Origin of the sequence: Aquiflexum balticum DSM 16537, assembly GCF_900176595.1 — a bacterium.
GTDB lineage: Bacteria > Bacteroidota > Bacteroidia > Cytophagales > Cyclobacteriaceae > Aquiflexum > Aquiflexum balticum.
Map to the genome: position 1 here is coordinate 5,178,665 of NZ_LT838813.1, position 17,971 is coordinate 5,196,635.

Sequence of the window (17,971 nt, forward strand, 5' to 3'; positions counted from 1 at the left end):
TAAAGCGAGTATTTAAAGAATATTTGAATCAGCAAAGGTATAATTGCACGGATGGAGTATTTATGTTATTTTTGCGCGGTTTAACAGACTGAGATTCTGTAAACAAAATGTACAACTTAAATGTAATAGCTTTGGATTTATTCGCAAAATTACAAACCAACTTGGGCCCGCTGGGCAAACATTCTGAACTTGCTGAGGGATATTTCACATTTCCAAAATTAGAGGGTGAAATCGCTCCTAGAATGATGTTTAAAGGAAAAAAAGTCCTTACTTGGAGTTTAAACAACTATCTGGGATTAGCCAATCACCCTGAAGTGAGGAAAGCAGATACAGACGCTGCTGCAAAATGGGGTGCCGCATATCCCATGGGAGCAAGGATGATGTCGGGGCAAACTGACCTTCACGAGCAGTTGGAAAGAGAACTTGCGGAATTTGTCGAAAAAGAAAGTGCTTACCTCCTCAATTACGGCTATCAAGGCATCATGTCTGTGATCGATTCACTTTTGGACAGAAAAGATGTGGTAGTATATGACAGTGAATGCCATGCTTGTATTATAGATGCTTTAAGAATGCATATTGGAAAACGATATGTATTTCCACATAATGATATTGAAAACTGCGAAAAGCAATTAGAAAGAGCTACTAAATTGGCTGAAGAAAACGGCGGCGGCGTTCTGGTAATCACTGAGGGAGTTTTTGGCATGACTGGAGATCAGGGTAAGTTGGCTGAAATTGTCAAACTGAAAGAGAAATTTCAATTCAGACTCTTGGTTGATGATGCCCATGGTTTTGGGACTATGGGGAAAACCGGTGCCGGTACAGCTGAAGAACAAGGTGTTCAGAACGAAGTTGATTTGTATTTTTCAACATTTGCAAAATCCATGGCCTCAATAGGTGCATTTATTGCAGGCGACGCGAATGTAATCCGGTTTTTGAAATATAATATGCGCTCACAGATATTTGCCAAATCTCTTCCGATGATATTCGTAGAGGGTGCTTTAAAACGTCTTGAGCTTCTCAGAAGTCAGCCTGAACTTAAAGATAACCTATGGAAAATCGTCAATGCTTTGAAATCAGGATTGATTGAAAAAGGATTCAGCATTGGAAAATCAAATTCACCGGTGACACCTGTTGTCCTCAATGGTACAGTGGGAGAAGCAGCTACTTTAAGTAAGGATTTAAGAGAAACTTATAACATTTTCTGTTCAGTAGTCATTTATCCCGTTATTCCAAAAGGGATGATTATCCTGAGATTGATTCCTACTGCGGTTCATACTATGGAAGATGTGGCTGAAACTATCGCAGCTTTTGAAGCCATTAAAGAGAAATTAACAAGCGGTTATTACAAAAACACAGAACTCGCTGTATCTTTCGGAGAATAAAAAAATCAAAAAAAGCCGTTATTCTGTTGTTTTATAAACATTTTAGCTATATTGACGGCACAATTAAACTTATCATCAACCAATAAAAATAACTTTTACTATGAGCAGATTTAACGAAATAAAAGATCTTATCTTAGGTTTGGAAGCAGACTTTGAAAAATTCTATGACAAAGGCAATCAAGCTGCAGGAACCAGAGTAAGAAAAGGGATGCAGGATCTTAAGAACTTGGCACAGGACATCCGTAAGGAAGTTCAGGATAAAAAAAATGAGGGATAATAATCTATCAAAATAAAAGGTGTTCTCAGGAACACCTTTTTTGATTTTATTAAACCCTTCAACCTAAATGTTTTTTGGCTGAAGGGTTTTAATTATTTCTTTGGCATTAAGGTAGATACCTCTATCCGGTTGTTTTCTCTATTGATATCTGCCAATCTCAAACTAGGATCTATTTCTACACTTTTAATTTCTGAAAGAGGTCTTCCAACATTTACTTCAGTCGAGTAGTTGGTCCAAGGCCATTTTTGAGTTGCTACTCGCTTAGGCATTCCAGCTTCTTCAGGCTTGCTACCTCTCTGAATGACCAAGGGCAAATAAATCATTTCCTGAGAACCATCCACATAAGTGACTACCATATCTATTGGCATTGGCATCAGTCCAAATCTTTCTAGGGTAATTTTGGTATTATCACCAGCTGCTTCAACACTGTTCACACCGTAGTCAATGGTTTTTGTGGAAGCGATAAAGTAATCGTAATACCAGTCCAATTCCAACCCGCTGACTTTTTCCATCACCCGGATCACATCATTTCCATTAGGGTGTTTGAATTGCCAATCATTCCATAATCTCAACATGGCCTTATCAAAATTCTCTTTCCCGATCACATAAGCGAGTTGCTCTACAAATACAGCACCTTTGTTATATGTTCCCGGTCCGTAGGCAGAATTTAGATTATAATGATCAGCATGAGTGCTCAGAGGTTCTTCATATCCTGCTTTTGCTAACCTGAAATAAGATTTATAGCTACCATCCTGAATAAAATTCGGGTTCTTATCAAATACAGCATCCATTACTACACTTGTACCCCAAGTAGTAAAACCTTCGTCCAACCAAGGTTCTGAGGACTCATTGAATCCCAAAACACCATAATACCAGCTGTGTATGAGTTCATGTACCGTTACACCTACCAAGCTTCTCAGGTTTCGGTGACCCGTAATAAGAGTGGACATAGGATATTCCATTCCACCATCCCCACCCTGCACAACAGAATACTGATCATAAGGATATTTTCCGAAATTATCACTCATGTACTGAATGGCATCTGTGGTATATCCCTTGAGTTTCGACCAGTTTTCTTCTGTTTTCTCATTTTTTACATACAAAAAATGAACCATCGGACCATTCGGCATTTTTACTTTTTCGTGGGTATATTTGGGATCTGCTGCCCACATAAAATCATGAACATGGGGCGCAATAAAATGCCAGGTCAAATTCTTTCCTTTTGGATTCGGAACCTTAACACCATCATCTTCATATCCATGCCCGATTTCATTTGCATTTTGCAGGTAGCCGGTACCTCCAAGGATATATGATTTATCTATTGTAATTTTTACATCAAAATCCCCGAAATTTCCATAAAATTCCCTCCCGATATAAGGATTGGAATGCCAGCCCCTGACATCATATGCAGCCATTTTAGGATACCATTGAGCCATAGAATAGCGAATTCCTTCAGCATTATCTCTTCCCGATCTTCTTACCTGCAAGGGAACCTGACCTTCAAACTCCATATCAAAAACAACGGTCTGACCGGGCAGAATAGGCTCTTTCAAATCCACCTCAAGGATAGATTCCACATGTTCAAAAACCACTTTCTTCCCGTTCATGCTCAGGGTTTTGACTTTTAAAAAGCCTATTTCTTCAGGAGTTAAATTTTGAATTCTGTCCAACACCCTTCTGTCCGGATCTGAAATAGTACGGGACCTCACATCCATCATGCTGTTTGGCTGAAAGGCATTGAAATACAGATGATAAAAGGCCCTTACCAAGGTATCGGGAGAATTATTGGTATAATGTAGTTTTTGGGTTCCCTGAAATAAATTACTATTGACATCCATTTCCACATTCATTTCATATTTCACCTTTTGCTGCCAGCGATCCGTCTGACCATTCAGCATTGAAAACGAGGTGGATATCAAGATTATCCAAAAAGATAAATAAATTCTTTTACTCATAATTAATTGGTTTTTCCGCCAAAATAAACCAAAAAAATTTACTCTCACATACCATTGATAAAATTAGTTCTTATGGCAGATATGGGAATATTTGGTATATTCATCACTTAAACAGATTACCTTATGAAATACGTTTTTCTCCTAGCAGTATTATTGCTTTCCCTGCCTCAGATTTCCTTTTCTTTTCAACAGGATTCCTTATCAACTACCAAACAAAAAGTATATACTTTCGAAATTGATGACAATATTGATCCAAGAATGAACAGAAAGGTCAAACTTGCCTTGGAAGATGCAAGAGTTAAAGGAGCGGATATGATCGTTATCGAAATGGATACTTACGGAGGTGCTGTCGATGATGCAGATGATATTAGGACCATGATACTCGAAACAAAAACCCCTATCCATGTTTGGATCAACAAAGATGCTGCTTCTGCAGGGGCATTGATTTCTATTGCCTGTGACAGTATTTACATGGCTCCCGGCGCAAGTATTGGTGCCGCCACCGTGGTGATGGGCGGAGGCGGTGAAGCCGCTCCTGACAAATACCAATCCTACATGCGTTCCATCATGCGGAGCACTGCTGAAGCCAAAGGAAGGGATCCAAAAATTGCAGAAGCTATGGTCGACCAAAATCTGGAAATAGAAGGCATCAGCGAAAAAGGAACGGTCATTACATTTTCTGTATCTGAGGCCATTACGAATGGTTTTTGTGAAGGGGAGGTCAATTCAGTGACTGAAGTAATTGAAAAACAAGGTATTGATGATTTCGAGATGCTAACTTACGAAACCTCAGGAGTTGAAAAAGTCATTGCGTTCTTTCTTAATCCAGCTGTCAGTGGATTTTTGATTCTGGTCATTTTTGCGGGAATTTACTTTGAAATCCAAACACCGGGAGTTGGGTTCCCTTTAGCTGCTTCTTTGACCGCAATTGTTCTTTATTTTATTCCTTACTACCTCACCGGCTTGGCCCAAAATTGGGAAATCGCTGTTTTTGTCGTAGGCTGTATTCTCCTGTTAGTGGAAATCTTTGTAATTCCCGGATTTGGGATTTTCGGAATTTTAGGGATTGTAGGAATCCTTACAGGGCTTACATTGGGAATGATCCCGAATGATGCCTTTGATTTTACTTTTGTTCCTTCAGGCGATTTATTTGCAGCTTTATTGACAGTTATCTTGGCTGCCATTGCAGCCATATCCATCATATTTATTTTTGCCCCTAAAGTCAATCAATGGAAGGCTTTCAGTTCCATTGCTTTGGCAACCACCCAGCAAAGCACCGAAGGATATACTTCAACTTCCTATTCGGATAGTCTTCTGGATAAAGAAGGAATCACCCACACCCGATTGATGCCCAGTGGGAAAATCATAATTGAAGATGAAGTCTATGATGCTTATTCCAGAGGGGAGTTTATTGATAAAGGTGAGAAAATTAAAGTAATCAGTACGGAGGGGACTTCGCTGAAGGTGAAGAGGGTTTGATTTCAAAACAATAAACTCAATCAAAAAAAAATCTGAGATATTAAAAAAGCCCGGATAATTACATGGCTGAAATTTAAAAAATTATATGGAAATCATCACTCGCTACTTGGCCGCCCTATACATCCGCTTGAAAGCAAATAAATAAAAGGATTTCGAGTTGGAAATGTTCATTGATGTTTTTTAAATTCTTAAAGGTTTATTTGGTCAATCCGGACGTTGCCAGGGTGTTTTCCCACCCTCCTGGATATAGGACATCAATAAATTATTTAGTTTTTGATAGATTTTTTGATTTTGGTCTATAATATTATTTTCCTCCCTAGGATCCTCCTTAAGGTTATAAAGTTCCATGGGCTGGTAAGGGCTGTTTTGAAGCAATTTCCAATCACCCAATCGAAGGGCATGGTAAGCTTTACCCCCATATCGCGTCCCTCCTTCTCTCCTTACAAAATACAGCGGTCTTCCTATTTCCTCCATAGTTTGCCCCATTAGGGTCGGTAAAAAACTTCTGCCATTTACCTCATGATTTAGATCTACTCCTGCCACCTCAGCAAGGGTGGGAAAAATGTCCATGGACAGGTTCACCTGGTCAGAAATGGTTCCCGGCTTAATTTTTCCGGGCCAGGAAATAACAGTAGGAACCCTTAACCCACCCTCGTACATGCTTTGTTTGCCATCTCTTAAAGGGCCATTATTGGCTAAATCGGGTAGATGTCCCCCATTGTCACCGGTAAAGATGATGAGTGTATTTTCATACTGACCGCTTTCCTTCAATGCCTTCACCACTTTACCGATACCATCATCCAAATGTTCTATAAAAGCTACCAAAGCAGCCCTTTTATCGCTAATATCGGGCTCTCTGTTTTTTACTTTTACCAGCCACTCCTCAGGTGGTTGAACCGGAAAATGAGGTGCATTATAGGCCAAATAAAGAAAAAAAGGATCGTCACTTTTTCCCATTTCCTTGATATAATCTACTGACCATTGTGAAAACAGATCTGTGGCATGACCTTCCGGGTCAATTATTTCCTTATTTAGACGCATATAGTTTCTTCCGTGCCTCCTATGGATCCAGTAATCCTCCATCATGTCTTCCAACCACCCATGAAAATGGTCAAAACCGTGTTCATTCGGTAGATTGGGACTTTCAAATCCCAAATTCCATTTTCCGATATGCGCGGTATGGTACCCCGCAGTTTTAAGCATGGCCGGCATTAGCACCGTGCGAGGATCCAAATATCCCCAGCTGTTTTCAGGGGTAGATCTTATCAAGCCCGGAACTCCAACATGATCCGGATATCGGCCTGACATCAGCGAGGCCCTAGAAGGCGCACAGACAGGAGAATTTGCATAAAAATAATCCATTCTCATACCTTCATTCCGTAAAGCGTCAATGTGTGGCGTCTGAATGTCCTTCGTTCCATAATAAGACACATCATGGTATCCCTGATCATCTGTAAAAATAAGCAGGATATTGGGCTTTGGTTTGGAGGATTCTGATTGGGTAACCCCCTCTGAACTGATTAATAAACAGGTAAAAAACAATAATATTTTTAAGTTATAATTTTTCATCAGATATTTTTTAAAATATTCACTTTAGTCCAAATCTCTGAAAACGTACTCCAATTCCAGGTGGAATCAGGAAATAATTTTGTAGTCCAAGATATTACCCGATGTAAAATGTCTGGAGAACGTATTTCCCTTTTTCCAATGTATAGGTGAGGACTGTCTGTTCGTCGGGATATATGATCCAATACTCCCCAACCCCGCTTTCTTCATAGACTTCATATTTGAATTTTATTTCCTTTCTATTGCTTCCTGGCGAATCTATTGCTTCCTGGCGAAAGAATCATAATGAAACTAATATAAAGGAATTGATTTGAAATACCGAAAAAGGATCGAGTCAAAGGACTAACCAAAGGTAGTTCATCCTTCCCTCACAAAATCCGATACGGCATATAAAGGCCAAATCTGAAAAGCTCATGAAAAACAATTTATACATCACTTCCAACAAGTGGCTATCTGACCCGATATTCCTGACATGCACGGATCATGGCAATCAGTTTTACTAGCTTTATTGATCCTTATAAATGGAAATGGATCAGGATTGGAATTAAGAATCTTATTCAATTACACATTGATCTGTGACTCTCTTTGTTTCAATGTTGACTTTACATTGATCACATCCATAATTGTTAATTATTTTAAATTAATGAGGTTAATTACAAAAACAATAAGATTCAAAATATATTGAGGAGGTGTTTATTTCCGATAAAAAAAATCAAATCCATCTCCCCACTTCTCACCTCCCCTGATTCTTCTTAAAATTCTCTGCCTGCTCAAAAATCTCAACGTACACTTCATCTCGCTCTACAGGGGGGTAGCCAAACTCATCCAGCAATAAAATCAGGCCTACCTTCAAAGCAGATTTAATATCGTCCCTTTTATTCCAATCCGGGAACTTGGCCTGCCCATCTACAAGGTCTTTCACTGCCTTAGCCAGTTCTATCAGTTTATCTTCAGGATAGTTGAAGTCATATTTCACACACAATTCCTTCAGAATATCGTAAAATGCCTTTTCCTCAAAGTCAATTCCCAAAACATCTCCAGCCGAGAACTCCCTATGAACTTCCCAAATCATATTGGTAAGTGCCTCGGCCATTTCCTCATAGACTTCACTTCTCAAAATATCGCTTTCGTCACGTTGGTTATAGCGTTCTACCAAATCCTGCATTTTTTTGCTGAAGTCAATCCCTTTGACCCGGTTTACTTTTTTGATTTCTGCAATAACTTTGGCCAATAACTGCTGAAGCAATTTGATTTTTGTATTCGGCAATTTGATTTTGTCAATCTTCGCCAAATAATCTTCATCAAAAATATCCTGCTTTGTTTCTTCCTGATTACCGAGTTTGAATATTTCCTCCACACCATCACTTTGAAGGGCATCTTTGATCATTTCCCGAACCTTTGCATTCATTTGGGCAGTATCAGGTGCGTTGCCTTTAGTAAGCTTGAAAACTATGGACCTCACAGCCAAATAGAAATGGGTATAATCTCTTTCTACCTGCGTCAACTGTTCACTTCCTGCACAGATATCATAAGCAGCTTTCAACCGCTTCACCAAGCCCATAAACCTGGTTTCAAATTCTTTGGTTTTCTGGACATATTCGGCAGCCATATTCAAAGTATTCAGTTGCTGAATGGTCGTTCCATGGAAATACTTGGAGTTGTCGAAGTTGTGGAAAATTTTGGCCAATAGGTCTAAGTGGTTCCTTACAATGATGATGGATTCAGCAATGTCCTCAAAGTTGTCCTTATCACCTTCACTGTATTGCTTCAATGCCAGATTCATTTGCTTTTTGATGCCAATATAATCCACCACCAATCCCTTGTTTTTTCCTTCAAATTTGCGGTTTACCCTTGATATGGTCTGAATCAGATTGTGCCTCTGAATCGGTTTATCAATATAGATACTATCCAAAAACGGCACGTCAAATCCCGTCAGCCACATATCCACCACGATGGCTATTTTGAAATTGGACTTTTCATTTTTGAATTGCCGGTCCAATTCCTTGCGGTGATCGGAGGTGCCAAGTAGGTTATAAAAATCCGCCTCATCATCTTTGCCCCGGGTCATGATCATTTTTATGCGCTCTATGGGTTTCAGTTCTCTCAGGTCCTTATCGTTAAGAACTTCTCCCTCTGCCGCTGCCCGGATTTCATTCCACTCCGGCCGCAAGGCAATGATATTTTTATACAGCTCATAGGCGATTTCCCGGGTACTGCACACAAACATGGCTTTGCCTTTGACAGTCGAACCCTCCGAAACCCTGTTCACATAGTGGGTTACAAAATCTTCGGCAACTGCTTTCAACCGGTCAGGGTCACCGATAATGGCATACATCTGTGCCATTTCTTTTTTGCTTTGTTCAATCTGATTTTCATTGCTCCCAATTTCCGCACATTTGGCATAATAGTCCTCAATCTCTTTCAATTTGGAATTGTTCAACAATACCTTGGCCGCCCTTCCTTCGTAGACGATCCTAACGGTGATTTCATCCTTCACCGATTCGGTCATGGTATAAGCATCCACCACCTTTCCAAACACATCAAGCGTGGCATCTATAGGTGTTCCTGTAAATCCTACAAAGGTGGCATTGGGCAATGAATCATGTAAATACTTGGCAAAGCCAAAAGTCTTGGTTACGCCTTTGTCTGTTACTTTAACTTTCTGGTCCAGATTGACCTGACTGCGGTGTGCCTCGTCCGATATGCAGATCACGTTTGTTCGGTCAGTCAGCAATTCGGTATCCTCGGTGAACTTGTGGATCGTAGTTAAAAAAACGCCTCCACTCTGCCTGCCTTCCAGCAGTTCCCTTAGGTTGGCACGACTCTCCACACTTACAATGGTATTATCCCCTACGAACTTCTTGGCATTAGTAAACTGTCCTGAAAGTTGGTCGTCCAAGTCGGTGCGGTCGGTAATCAATACGATGGTAGGACTTTCGAAATATTCACTTTTCATCAACAACCTCGTGAGATAGAGCATGGTAAAACTCTTGCCACAGCCTGTGGCTCCAAAATAGGTCCCACCCTTTCCTGTCCCATTGGGTTTTTGAGCCAATTTTATGTGATCATACAACGCCCTTGCAGCATAATACTGCGGATAGCGGCAGACAATCTTCTCGTTTTTTTTGGAGCTGTCAGGAATGTAAATAAAGTTGCGGAGGATATCCCGGAAACGGATCTTATCAAACATCCCTTGAATCAACGTGTACATACTGTCAATCCCATCAACCTCCTTGGCCAATCCGGCAATCCTACGCCACGCATAGAAAAACTCATAAGGGGCAAAGAACGAACCGGCCTTGTTGTTTACCCCATCACTGATAACACAAAAGGCATTGTATTTAAAAAGCTCAGGAATATCTCTTCGGTAACGAACAGTCAGTTGTTTGAAAGCATCATAGATGGTGGTTTCTTCTCTGATGGCACTTTTAAATTCGATAACCACAAGTGGTAAACCATTTACATAGACAATACCATCCGGTATGCGTTTTTCTGTACCGATGATTTCAAATTGGGTGACAAACTTATAAATGTTGTTATCCTTATAATAAGGGGTTCTTTCATCATAGCTAAAGTTCCTTACTTCATCCTCACCGGCTATGGTTATCAGGTCACTTTCATCAGGTTGGCGCTGATTGTCCAATCCGCTGTAATCAATCAGTTGAATATAAATGTCCTTTTGGCTGCGGTCTTCTCTTTTAAGAATAAAACCATCGGAAAGCATCCTCAAAAAAGTTTTATTGCTTTCATAAAGATCAGAAGCGGGTAGGGATTTGAGTTGAAGAACAATGGATTTGGTTTCGTTTACCGTGATGCCATAACTACTGTATTGTTCCAAAAGAAAGCTTATCAAATCTTCTTCTATCAATACTTCGTCTGGCTGACGGATAAGGGTAAAACCCAAATGGTGGGAATATCCTTCTATCCCCAACAACTCGGTAAAAGCACTTTCCAATTTTCCTTCAGTAAATTTCATTGGCTCAATACGTTTTTCCCTCTTTCTGTTAATATGTATCGCTGTTTGCTGCTTTTGGGCTTTTCGGGTATGGTTAATGCAACAAATTCCAGATCAATGGCAGGTTGTAAATAAGCTTTTCGGAAATGCTCTCTGTTAGCCAAACCAAGTTTCTCCTGTAGTTCCTGACGGTTATGTGTACCTTCAAACACCTCAAGCAAATTTCTGACTTGCGTGGTGACTTGCGTGGTGACTTGCGTGGTGACTTGCGTGGTAGGAACATCCCTTTGGGTTCCCTTTTGAGCTTCTTCTACCAAACGACTGAACAGTGTGATTTCGATACCGCCATTCATCTCCCTGATCTCAGGCTCAGGCAAACCTGCTTCTTTACAAGCATTTATAATTTTCAATGTACCTCGACCCCAAGTTTCGATATAACCGGCCATAAAACAGGCTTTGGCAATTTTTGGATTACGTGGACGGGAGTTGTGTTCTTTTTTTAAATCATCCAGACTTAAGCCATGAGGAAGCAACCCTTCATTCCAAATAGACAGCCTATCGTCAAATACGCGCAATTGAATATGAGCCCCCATATAGGTTCTGTGCACTAGGGCATTGAGCAGCATTTCCCGCAGTGCGGCCAAGGGGTATGCGTCTTTTTCTACCCGCTGCATCCCAACAAAGTCTACCGGGCGGATTAAAAATTTATGATGAAGCTGTGTTTGAACCTCATCCAACATCTGAATCAGATTGCCTTCAATTACTTCTTGAAACCGCAAATCTGTAGCGTCTTCGCCAAAACGTCCAATTCTTACTTCTACATTGGGATAAAACTTTCCGGGGTTCTTACCAAATAGTAAAATAGCAGCCCTTTTCAATTTTTTCCCTTCGGTAAGTTGAAGCTTCTCCAGGATTTGAAGCACCGAAAGCCCCTTAGTGATTGGTATTCTGCTCTTTTCTTGACTATCAGATATGAATTTAGCGATACTTGCTTCATCAATGTCTTTTATTGAGGCTCCTTCCTCCACAACATCATCCCAAGTTTTTCCCGCTTTTTTGAGCAAAAATTCATTGAGCTCTACACCTGTCAATTCCATTTTGGTACTACCAGTGCGATAATAGTATCTGCCCCGAAACGAAACGGGCACCGAATAGGGGTTTACCTTTATTTCAATGAGTTTCTTTCCGGCTTCTTGCTGCAAATTGATGTCACAGATAATGCCCATCGTATTGCGGATTTTATTGGGGATATCTTCCAATAACTTTTGATGATCCGGCAAATCAACCACATTGCCTTTATCATCTTTGCCAATATAAATAGTGCCGCCAATGGCATTGGCAAAACCACATACCCATTTTAGGTAGTCATCGTGCCAACTTTGTTTCCATTCTATGTTTTGGCGTTCGCTCATTAGCTTTCCAATTATCCTTCAATGAATTTCATTAATATCTATTTCTCAACCATTGTGCAATTGGAACAACTTTATCATTACCATTTACTGAGGGATATACTACATAAGTTCCCTGAGTCCTAAAATCACCTTTGAAATATTGATAGTAATCGATGTTGAATATATAAGGGTAAATATCCAAGTATTCTGTTCCTGAAAAATCAGAATAATCTTTTTTGACAGGTATTAAGGCTATGCGATCAATATATTTGGCGGCATCACCAAGACCAAGCTCCCAGTTACACCATTTGGAATTAATTGCTGCCTCAGTTGCTAGTAATATAAACTTGTGATTTTCTTTAATTTTTCCTTTTATCCTAACAGCAGTTTGACTGGAAGTTGATTTGGGCATTCCTTCATCCAACCAATCTACATATACCTCTACACCATAATTTTTTAAAAGAGAAATTGTACCTTCTAGGAATTCCTTTTCATCATGCTTATGTGATAGGAAAATTTTGGTTTTAAAAGAGGAACTCTCATTTTTAAAATCACTTAGACTTTCATTTAAAGTCATATATGTCTTTGTAGATCTTCGCTGACTTCTAAGTTGTGTTTCATTTATAAAACTCATATTAGTCTAAATTTATATGAACATCATAGTTGTTTTTATCATCCTTAATTTCAATTGCCCTTTCTATATAAAAATCATGATCATTGCTATTCATAAAGTCATCCCACTTTACCGTTTTTATAAATGAAGGTTCACTATTGACATGTATTTTTGTACCATTACATTCCTTAATCTCTTTATCAATAATGTTAAACATGTTATCTCTCAATATTTTAAATAACTTACTTGTTTGATGAGTAACACTGTTACAGGCTCGATTTTCTGTGTAATACCAAGCATATGTTCCTGTTTCATCAGGTATCACTATTCCTAAGACTGCATTCATCTGTTTTCTTCTTTCACCAATGGATACAACTCTTAAGGAGTAAGAAACTTCCCATGGAATCCACTGGTCTTCTTCAGGTATCAAAATTTCTTGCATTCCTTTTGAAATAAGAACAATTGTTACACTGCATTGTCTGATTCTTTGTTTTAAAAGAGTTTCAATGTGATTATCTGAAAAATCCCTCAAACTTTCCCCATCTTTTTCACCTAGATTAATATTGTCTTTTCCGATTTTCTTTTGAAGCTCGTCGACGTAATCTCTGGCTCTCGTGGGTCTAGAAATGAAATTCAAGTTTCCACCAACGATTTTCAAGTCTCTTTTTTTCATATCTCTAACTAGAGTATCTCCATACTTATAAGAAACAAAAACTTTTCTTCCCATTAGTTTGCTACTTTATTGATTAGTGTAATGATTTCTGACACGGATTTTGCCACATCGCCTTTGTAATACTTAAGTTCACCTACTTCTTTTAAAAAATGTTCTTGGATGCCGTAATTTTTGAATTCACTTAGCAGGAAATTATATAATTCCGAAGCCATATAACCAGTATAGTGAATCGGAATTGGCCAAAGCCCTTTTGATAATGCAATTTGAAGTTCTCTTTTTACTCCTTTAGCATACTCAATTGAACCATCATCAATTTTTTTATTTCCAAAAAAAATAATGATTATACCCGACCTGGAAATCATATTTTCCCGGTATTCTTCCCAAAGCTCCCCTAATTCTTTACCACCGCTTGGAAACTGCGGAAAAGGTTTTACCACAAGTTGATTTTCTGAAAACTTTTTGGGGTTAGAATAAACGGCATCAAGTGCTCCATTTATCACGGCACTTCCAACGCCTAAACCAAAACCATTGATTACTATGAGATTGTTTTTTACAATTTCCTTTGAAACAAGATGGATAAAATTGTGTGCTTCTCTTTCGGTAAAATCACCATATTCAGCAGCACAACCTGAGATAAAGACAGAATGTGAATTGAACCTTCTTTCGATTTCTCCAAGGAGTAATGTCAAATCACTGTATTTTTCAATAAAAATAGTTTGAACTCTATATCGGCTTAGGTCTTTTACAAAAAGGTCTTGCTTAATCTTTTCATATTCGTATTTCTCTTGAACATTGTTCCAATCTTCAAGAGCCGTTCTTTTCATTATGCAATAATGGTCTTTACTTTTATCGCTATATCTGTGAGTAAGTCTTCCAAAAATGTAATTGATATTTGGATCGGTGAAGCTGAATCCTACAAATAGGAATGATTTCGTGATTAATTCGGAATTTAAAATTGAGATAAAAGGTTCGTGACTGTAATAGTATTTCTCATAATCCTCCTTAAGCAAAACAGCCTTACTAGGTTTGTCTTTATCACCATGCATCTTATATAAGATACAAGCACGATTGTCACGATTTATAAAAAGATCATCAACTTCTCTTTTTACATCAACCTTTTTATGAATCTTTGAATGTGTGTCTTCAATTAGGTCATCATAATTAGTTGTCCAAATAGTATTGAAGGGAAGCCTTGCAATTATTCGATGGTTTTCAGTTTCAACATCTGAATCGGTAAACTCATTAACTATTTTCTCGTCAATTTTATTTCGATTGTTGTTTTTGTTTTTGTGAAATTGAGCAACAGAAATCAAATCAGGTTCATCGTCTATTTTCAAACCCAATTCAGTTGCTAAATCTTTTAGAAGTCCTTTCCAATCAACAAAGCCTGCTCCTTTTGACATACCTGCACCAAGAAAAATAGTCGCAGTTCCTTGTCTTAGCTTTTCTACATAATCATTGATGAATGCGTTTATTAATGCTTCTTTAAAATCCATTTTCGATTTTTTATGCTTGTGAATATTCCTTAATATTTTCAGCTACGCCCCTCATCATCACAGGGCAAAGCCGTTTAAGGGTGTTTTTCAATTGCTCTTTGATGCGTTTGTTGGATATCATTGCTTCTAAACATAAACCGTCGCCAACCTAGAAAGAAGCAACTCCTTCAACTCCGTTAGCTTTTGATTTTCTTTTTTTCTAAGTAGGATATCCTTTTGTAGCTTTTTAGAAATTCTATTGAATTTACCTAATAGCTCTTTGCTAGGAATTACAGTTTCATAATTCATTATCCATTTTTTATCCCCTCTGGGCATTTTAGTTCCCTTGCTTCCCGCCATTACATATTCAAAGAAATTATCTTTCTCAAGTATCTGGTACAAGAACAAAGAAGGGATTTCAGATTTTGGTACAATGCACAAAACATCATTTGAACATCCTCCACTAAAATTGGCTAACCAAATTTTCTTAAAGTAAGGACGGATGTTGGAAATTAGGATGTTGCCTTTTTCGAAACTTATAAAACTAGTAGGCGTTGGAAGTCCATTGGCGGCGGTAATTCCACCTCTATCTTGGAACATATTTTCAGTTGAGATATATGTTTCTAAAGAGATTTGATTTACTGAAATTTTTTTACTTGAATATTCGCATAGCTCACTTAAATGTCCAACTCTCCACCCCTCAGGCAAATTCTCCCAATCGATCCCTTCCACAAACCACTCCCTATAAATCGCTTGTGCGGTTTCTTCGAGTTTTTGGATCAGTTGTTGGTTGAGGGCAATCCGGTTTTGGATGACATTGTATTCCTTGACGATTTCTCTTTGTTTGGTGATGGAGGGAATGGGTAATTGCATGTCTTCAAAAGCCTGCCAAGCCAATCCCCCTCTTACATCTGCGTCTGTATAAAACCACGCATTTCGGTCAAATTCACTACGAGAAAACCACATCATCAAGTACTCAGGCAATAATTCCTTTCCTTTCTTTATTTTAAAAACATCATAAGCAGGTGAAACCATAAATGGTTCTTCACTTTGTGAAACTGCAATGGGAATTCTGTAATCACGTCCTACGTGCATCCTATTACAAGCAAATTGATTATGTTTTACAACCTTATAATTTGATAAGTCTGTTCCTACAATATTAGCTACTGAAGGCATGAAAAATTTGTTGATATTGATGCCTAACAAATCTTTTGCTTCTAAGTCGTAATTTCGAATCTTAACAGGAGAAATGAAGTCACCTAATCTTTTATAATTCGATTTCATAACCCAATTCTTTAAAAACAGCTAGTAAATCATTTTCAGAAGCGGCTTCAGCTTTCAACAAGTCTGCAAACTCGCTTTTTAGGATTTGCATCTTTTCATCAAAATCAATGTTTTCGTCTCGGTTTACAAATTCAATGTATTTGCTTGGGACAAGGGAAAAATCTTTTTTGACCACTTCTTCAATGGAAGCAGAGTAACAGAATTCCGGGATATTTAAATAGGATGAAGCTGGAGCTTCATTTAACCCAGCCGTTTGCCACTGGTGGTAAGTCCCAGTAACCTTACTTAAATCTTCTTCTGAAAATTGAATGTATTTTTTCTCAAATGGAATACCTATTTGACGCAAGTCCATGAATAGGATTTCTTTTTCTCGGTCTCGGTAGTTTCGTGTTTCATCTCCAATTTTTCGAGTGTGGGCTTTTTTGTTTTTGTTTAAAATCCACAAAGTAACGCTGATGTTAGTAGTGTAAAACATGTTTTGTGGCAATACCAGAATCGCCTCCACCAAATTATTTTCAATTAACTTCCTCCGTATTTTGTATTCTTCACCTCCACCACTCAGAGCACCGTTAGCTAGGATAAAACCCGCAATACCATTTTCTGAAAGCTTAGAAGCCATATTCAAAATCCAGCCATAATTGGCGTTGCTCTTCGGCGGGACATCATAGCCTCTCCATCTCGGATCGTCTTTTAGTTCATTTTCTGCCCGCCAGTCTTTTTGGTTAAAGGGAGGGTTGGCCATGATAAAATCGGCCTTCAGGTCCTTATGTTGGTCATCGGCAAAAGTATCCGCTGCTTTTTCCCCCAGGTTACCGCTGATGCCCCGGATGGCAAGGTTCATCTTTGCCAGCTTGTAGGTGGTGTTGGTATATTCCTGCCCATAGATGGAAACCTCTTTTTTATTGCCGTGATGAGCTTCTATAAACTTGATACTCTGCACAAACATACCCCCCGAACCACAAGCAGGGTCATAGATGATCCCTTTGTAGGGCTCGATCATCTCTGCTATCAGGTTGACAATACTCTTGGGGGTATAAAATTCCCCTTTGCCTTTTCCTTCAGCGAGCGCAAACTTGGACAAGAAGTATTCATACACTTTGCCTACCACATCCTGCTTGGGGTCCTTGAGCGTATCGATGTCATTGATGGTATCCAGAAGGGAGGCAAGCTTGGTGATATCGAGTCCCAAGCGGGAGAAGTAATTATCAGGTAAGGCACCTTTCAGTGCTTTGTTGTTTTTCTCAATGGTATGCAGGGCAGTGTCAATAAGCAGGGCAATGTCATTTTGCTTGGACTTTTTGATCAGAAAACCCCAGCGGCTGCTTTCTTCCAAAAAGAAGACATTGCTCATATTGTAGAAATCTGGCATCTCTATGTATTTCTCTTTGCCCTCAGCGATCAATTTGGCGCGGTGATCTTCAAACTTGTCGCTGGCAAACTTCAAAAATATCAAACTCAATACCACGTGTTTGTATTCGGCAGGTTCTACACTGCCTCTCAGTTTATTGGCTGCGTCCCATAGGGTGACTTCAATGGGCTTATCCTGGGTTTGTTTGGATGGTTTTAATTTTCCTTTCGCTTTGTTGGAAGGCTCTTCCTTTTGTATGGGCATTATCCTAAATTAATTATTACAGATTTGTATTTTGCTAATTTAGTTCATTTACCCTATTTATTCCTATCCCGTAAACAGGGTATTTTTTAAGAAAAACCACTATTCATTAAAGGAAGAATTCAATATTTTTAAAAAAAATCAAAATCATTTAATATTTGAGTTCAATAAACATACTCGCATTTACATCGGGCTCCAATAACCTGCAGTTCGGGATTTGTAATCCCGAAGCCCGGATAATCAGGATTTGCAATCCCCAAAACTTAAACCATATAGCCTATACCAAAGAAATAATTATTTTTGGCATTCTGA

The 17,971-nt window shown here is 38.8% G+C and carries 13 protein-coding genes; 3 read left to right on the top strand and 10 right to left on the bottom strand.

Annotated features, from left to right (window positions below; translation table 11 throughout):
- Positions 1–131: 131 nt before the first annotated feature.
- Positions 132–1,382 (top strand): aminotransferase class I/II-fold pyridoxal phosphate-dependent enzyme, encoded by a 1,251-nt coding sequence (locus B9A52_RS21920; RefSeq protein ID WP_084123638.1) that lies wholly within the window; start codon positions 132–134, stop codon positions 1,380–1,382.
- A 100-nt stretch (positions 1,383–1,482) separates the two neighbouring features.
- The gene (locus B9A52_RS21925; protein WP_084122745.1) at positions 1,483–1,659 is read left to right on the top strand and encodes a histone H1; all 177 of its coding nucleotides are present in this window, start codon (positions 1,483–1,485) and stop codon (positions 1,657–1,659) included.
- A gap of 92 nt (positions 1,660–1,751) precedes the next feature.
- Here the strand turns inward: B9A52_RS21925 and B9A52_RS21930 are convergent, their stop codons facing one another.
- On the bottom strand, positions 1,752–3,614 hold the full coding sequence (locus B9A52_RS21930; RefSeq protein ID WP_084122746.1) for a M1 family metallopeptidase: 1,863 nt from the start codon (positions 3,612–3,614) through the stop codon (positions 1,752–1,754).
- 123 nt (positions 3,615–3,737) lie between these two features.
- On the opposite strand from B9A52_RS21930, the gene B9A52_RS21935 reads away from it, so the two are divergent.
- Positions 3,738–5,093: an NfeD family protein gene (locus B9A52_RS21935; RefSeq protein ID WP_084122747.1), complete on the top strand. Its 1,356-nt coding sequence runs from the start codon at positions 3,738–3,740 to the stop codon at positions 5,091–5,093.
- Between the two features lie 204 nt (positions 5,094–5,297).
- Here the strand turns inward: B9A52_RS21935 and B9A52_RS21940 are convergent, their stop codons facing one another.
- The 9 genes from B9A52_RS21940 to B9A52_RS21980 form a co-directional block, all read right to left on the bottom strand.
- Positions 5,298–6,662, bottom strand: a complete 1,365-nt coding sequence (locus tag B9A52_RS21940; RefSeq protein ID WP_084122748.1) for a sulfatase family protein — start codon at positions 6,660–6,662, stop codon at positions 5,298–5,300.
- Between the two features lie 94 nt (positions 6,663–6,756).
- Positions 6,757–6,921 carry a Uma2 family endonuclease gene (locus B9A52_RS21945; RefSeq protein ID WP_084123639.1) on the bottom strand — a complete coding sequence of 55 codons (165 nt, stop codon included), beginning with the start codon at positions 6,919–6,921 and terminating at the stop codon, positions 6,757–6,759.
- Between the two features lie 471 nt (positions 6,922–7,392).
- A complete protein-coding gene (locus tag B9A52_RS21950) occupies positions 7,393–10,635 on the bottom strand; it encodes a type I restriction endonuclease subunit R (RefSeq protein ID WP_084122749.1) in 3,243 nt (1,080 codons plus the stop codon).
- A complete protein-coding gene (locus B9A52_RS21955; RefSeq protein ID WP_084122750.1) occupies positions 10,632–12,026 on the bottom strand; it encodes an ATP-binding protein in 1,395 nt (464 codons plus the stop codon). Before B9A52_RS21955 ends, B9A52_RS21950 begins: the two co-directional genes overlap by 4 nt.
- Before the next feature lie 31 nt (positions 12,027–12,057).
- The gene (locus B9A52_RS21960; protein WP_084122751.1) at positions 12,058–12,639 is read right to left on the bottom strand and encodes a toll/interleukin-1 receptor domain-containing protein; all 582 of its coding nucleotides are present in this window, start codon (positions 12,637–12,639) and stop codon (positions 12,058–12,060) included.
- A gap of 1 nt (position 12,640) precedes the next feature.
- On the bottom strand, positions 12,641–13,345 hold the full coding sequence (locus B9A52_RS21965; protein WP_084122752.1) for a TIR domain-containing protein: 705 nt from the start codon (positions 13,343–13,345) through the stop codon (positions 12,641–12,643).
- Positions 13,345–14,787, bottom strand: coding sequence for an SIR2 family protein (locus B9A52_RS21970; RefSeq protein ID WP_084122753.1), 1,443 nt, complete (start codon positions 14,785–14,787; stop codon positions 13,345–13,347). Before B9A52_RS21970 ends, B9A52_RS21965 begins: the two co-directional genes overlap by 1 nt.
- A gap of 126 nt (positions 14,788–14,913) precedes the next feature.
- Positions 14,914–16,050, bottom strand: coding sequence for a restriction endonuclease subunit S domain-containing protein (locus B9A52_RS25745; RefSeq protein WP_157370257.1), 1,137 nt, complete (start codon positions 16,048–16,050; stop codon positions 14,914–14,916).
- Positions 16,034–17,662: a type I restriction-modification system subunit M gene (locus tag B9A52_RS21980; RefSeq protein WP_084122754.1), complete on the bottom strand. Its 1,629-nt coding sequence runs from the start codon at positions 17,660–17,662 to the stop codon at positions 16,034–16,036. Before B9A52_RS21980 ends, B9A52_RS25745 begins: the two co-directional genes overlap by 17 nt.
- Positions 17,663–17,971: the final 309 nt, after the last annotated feature.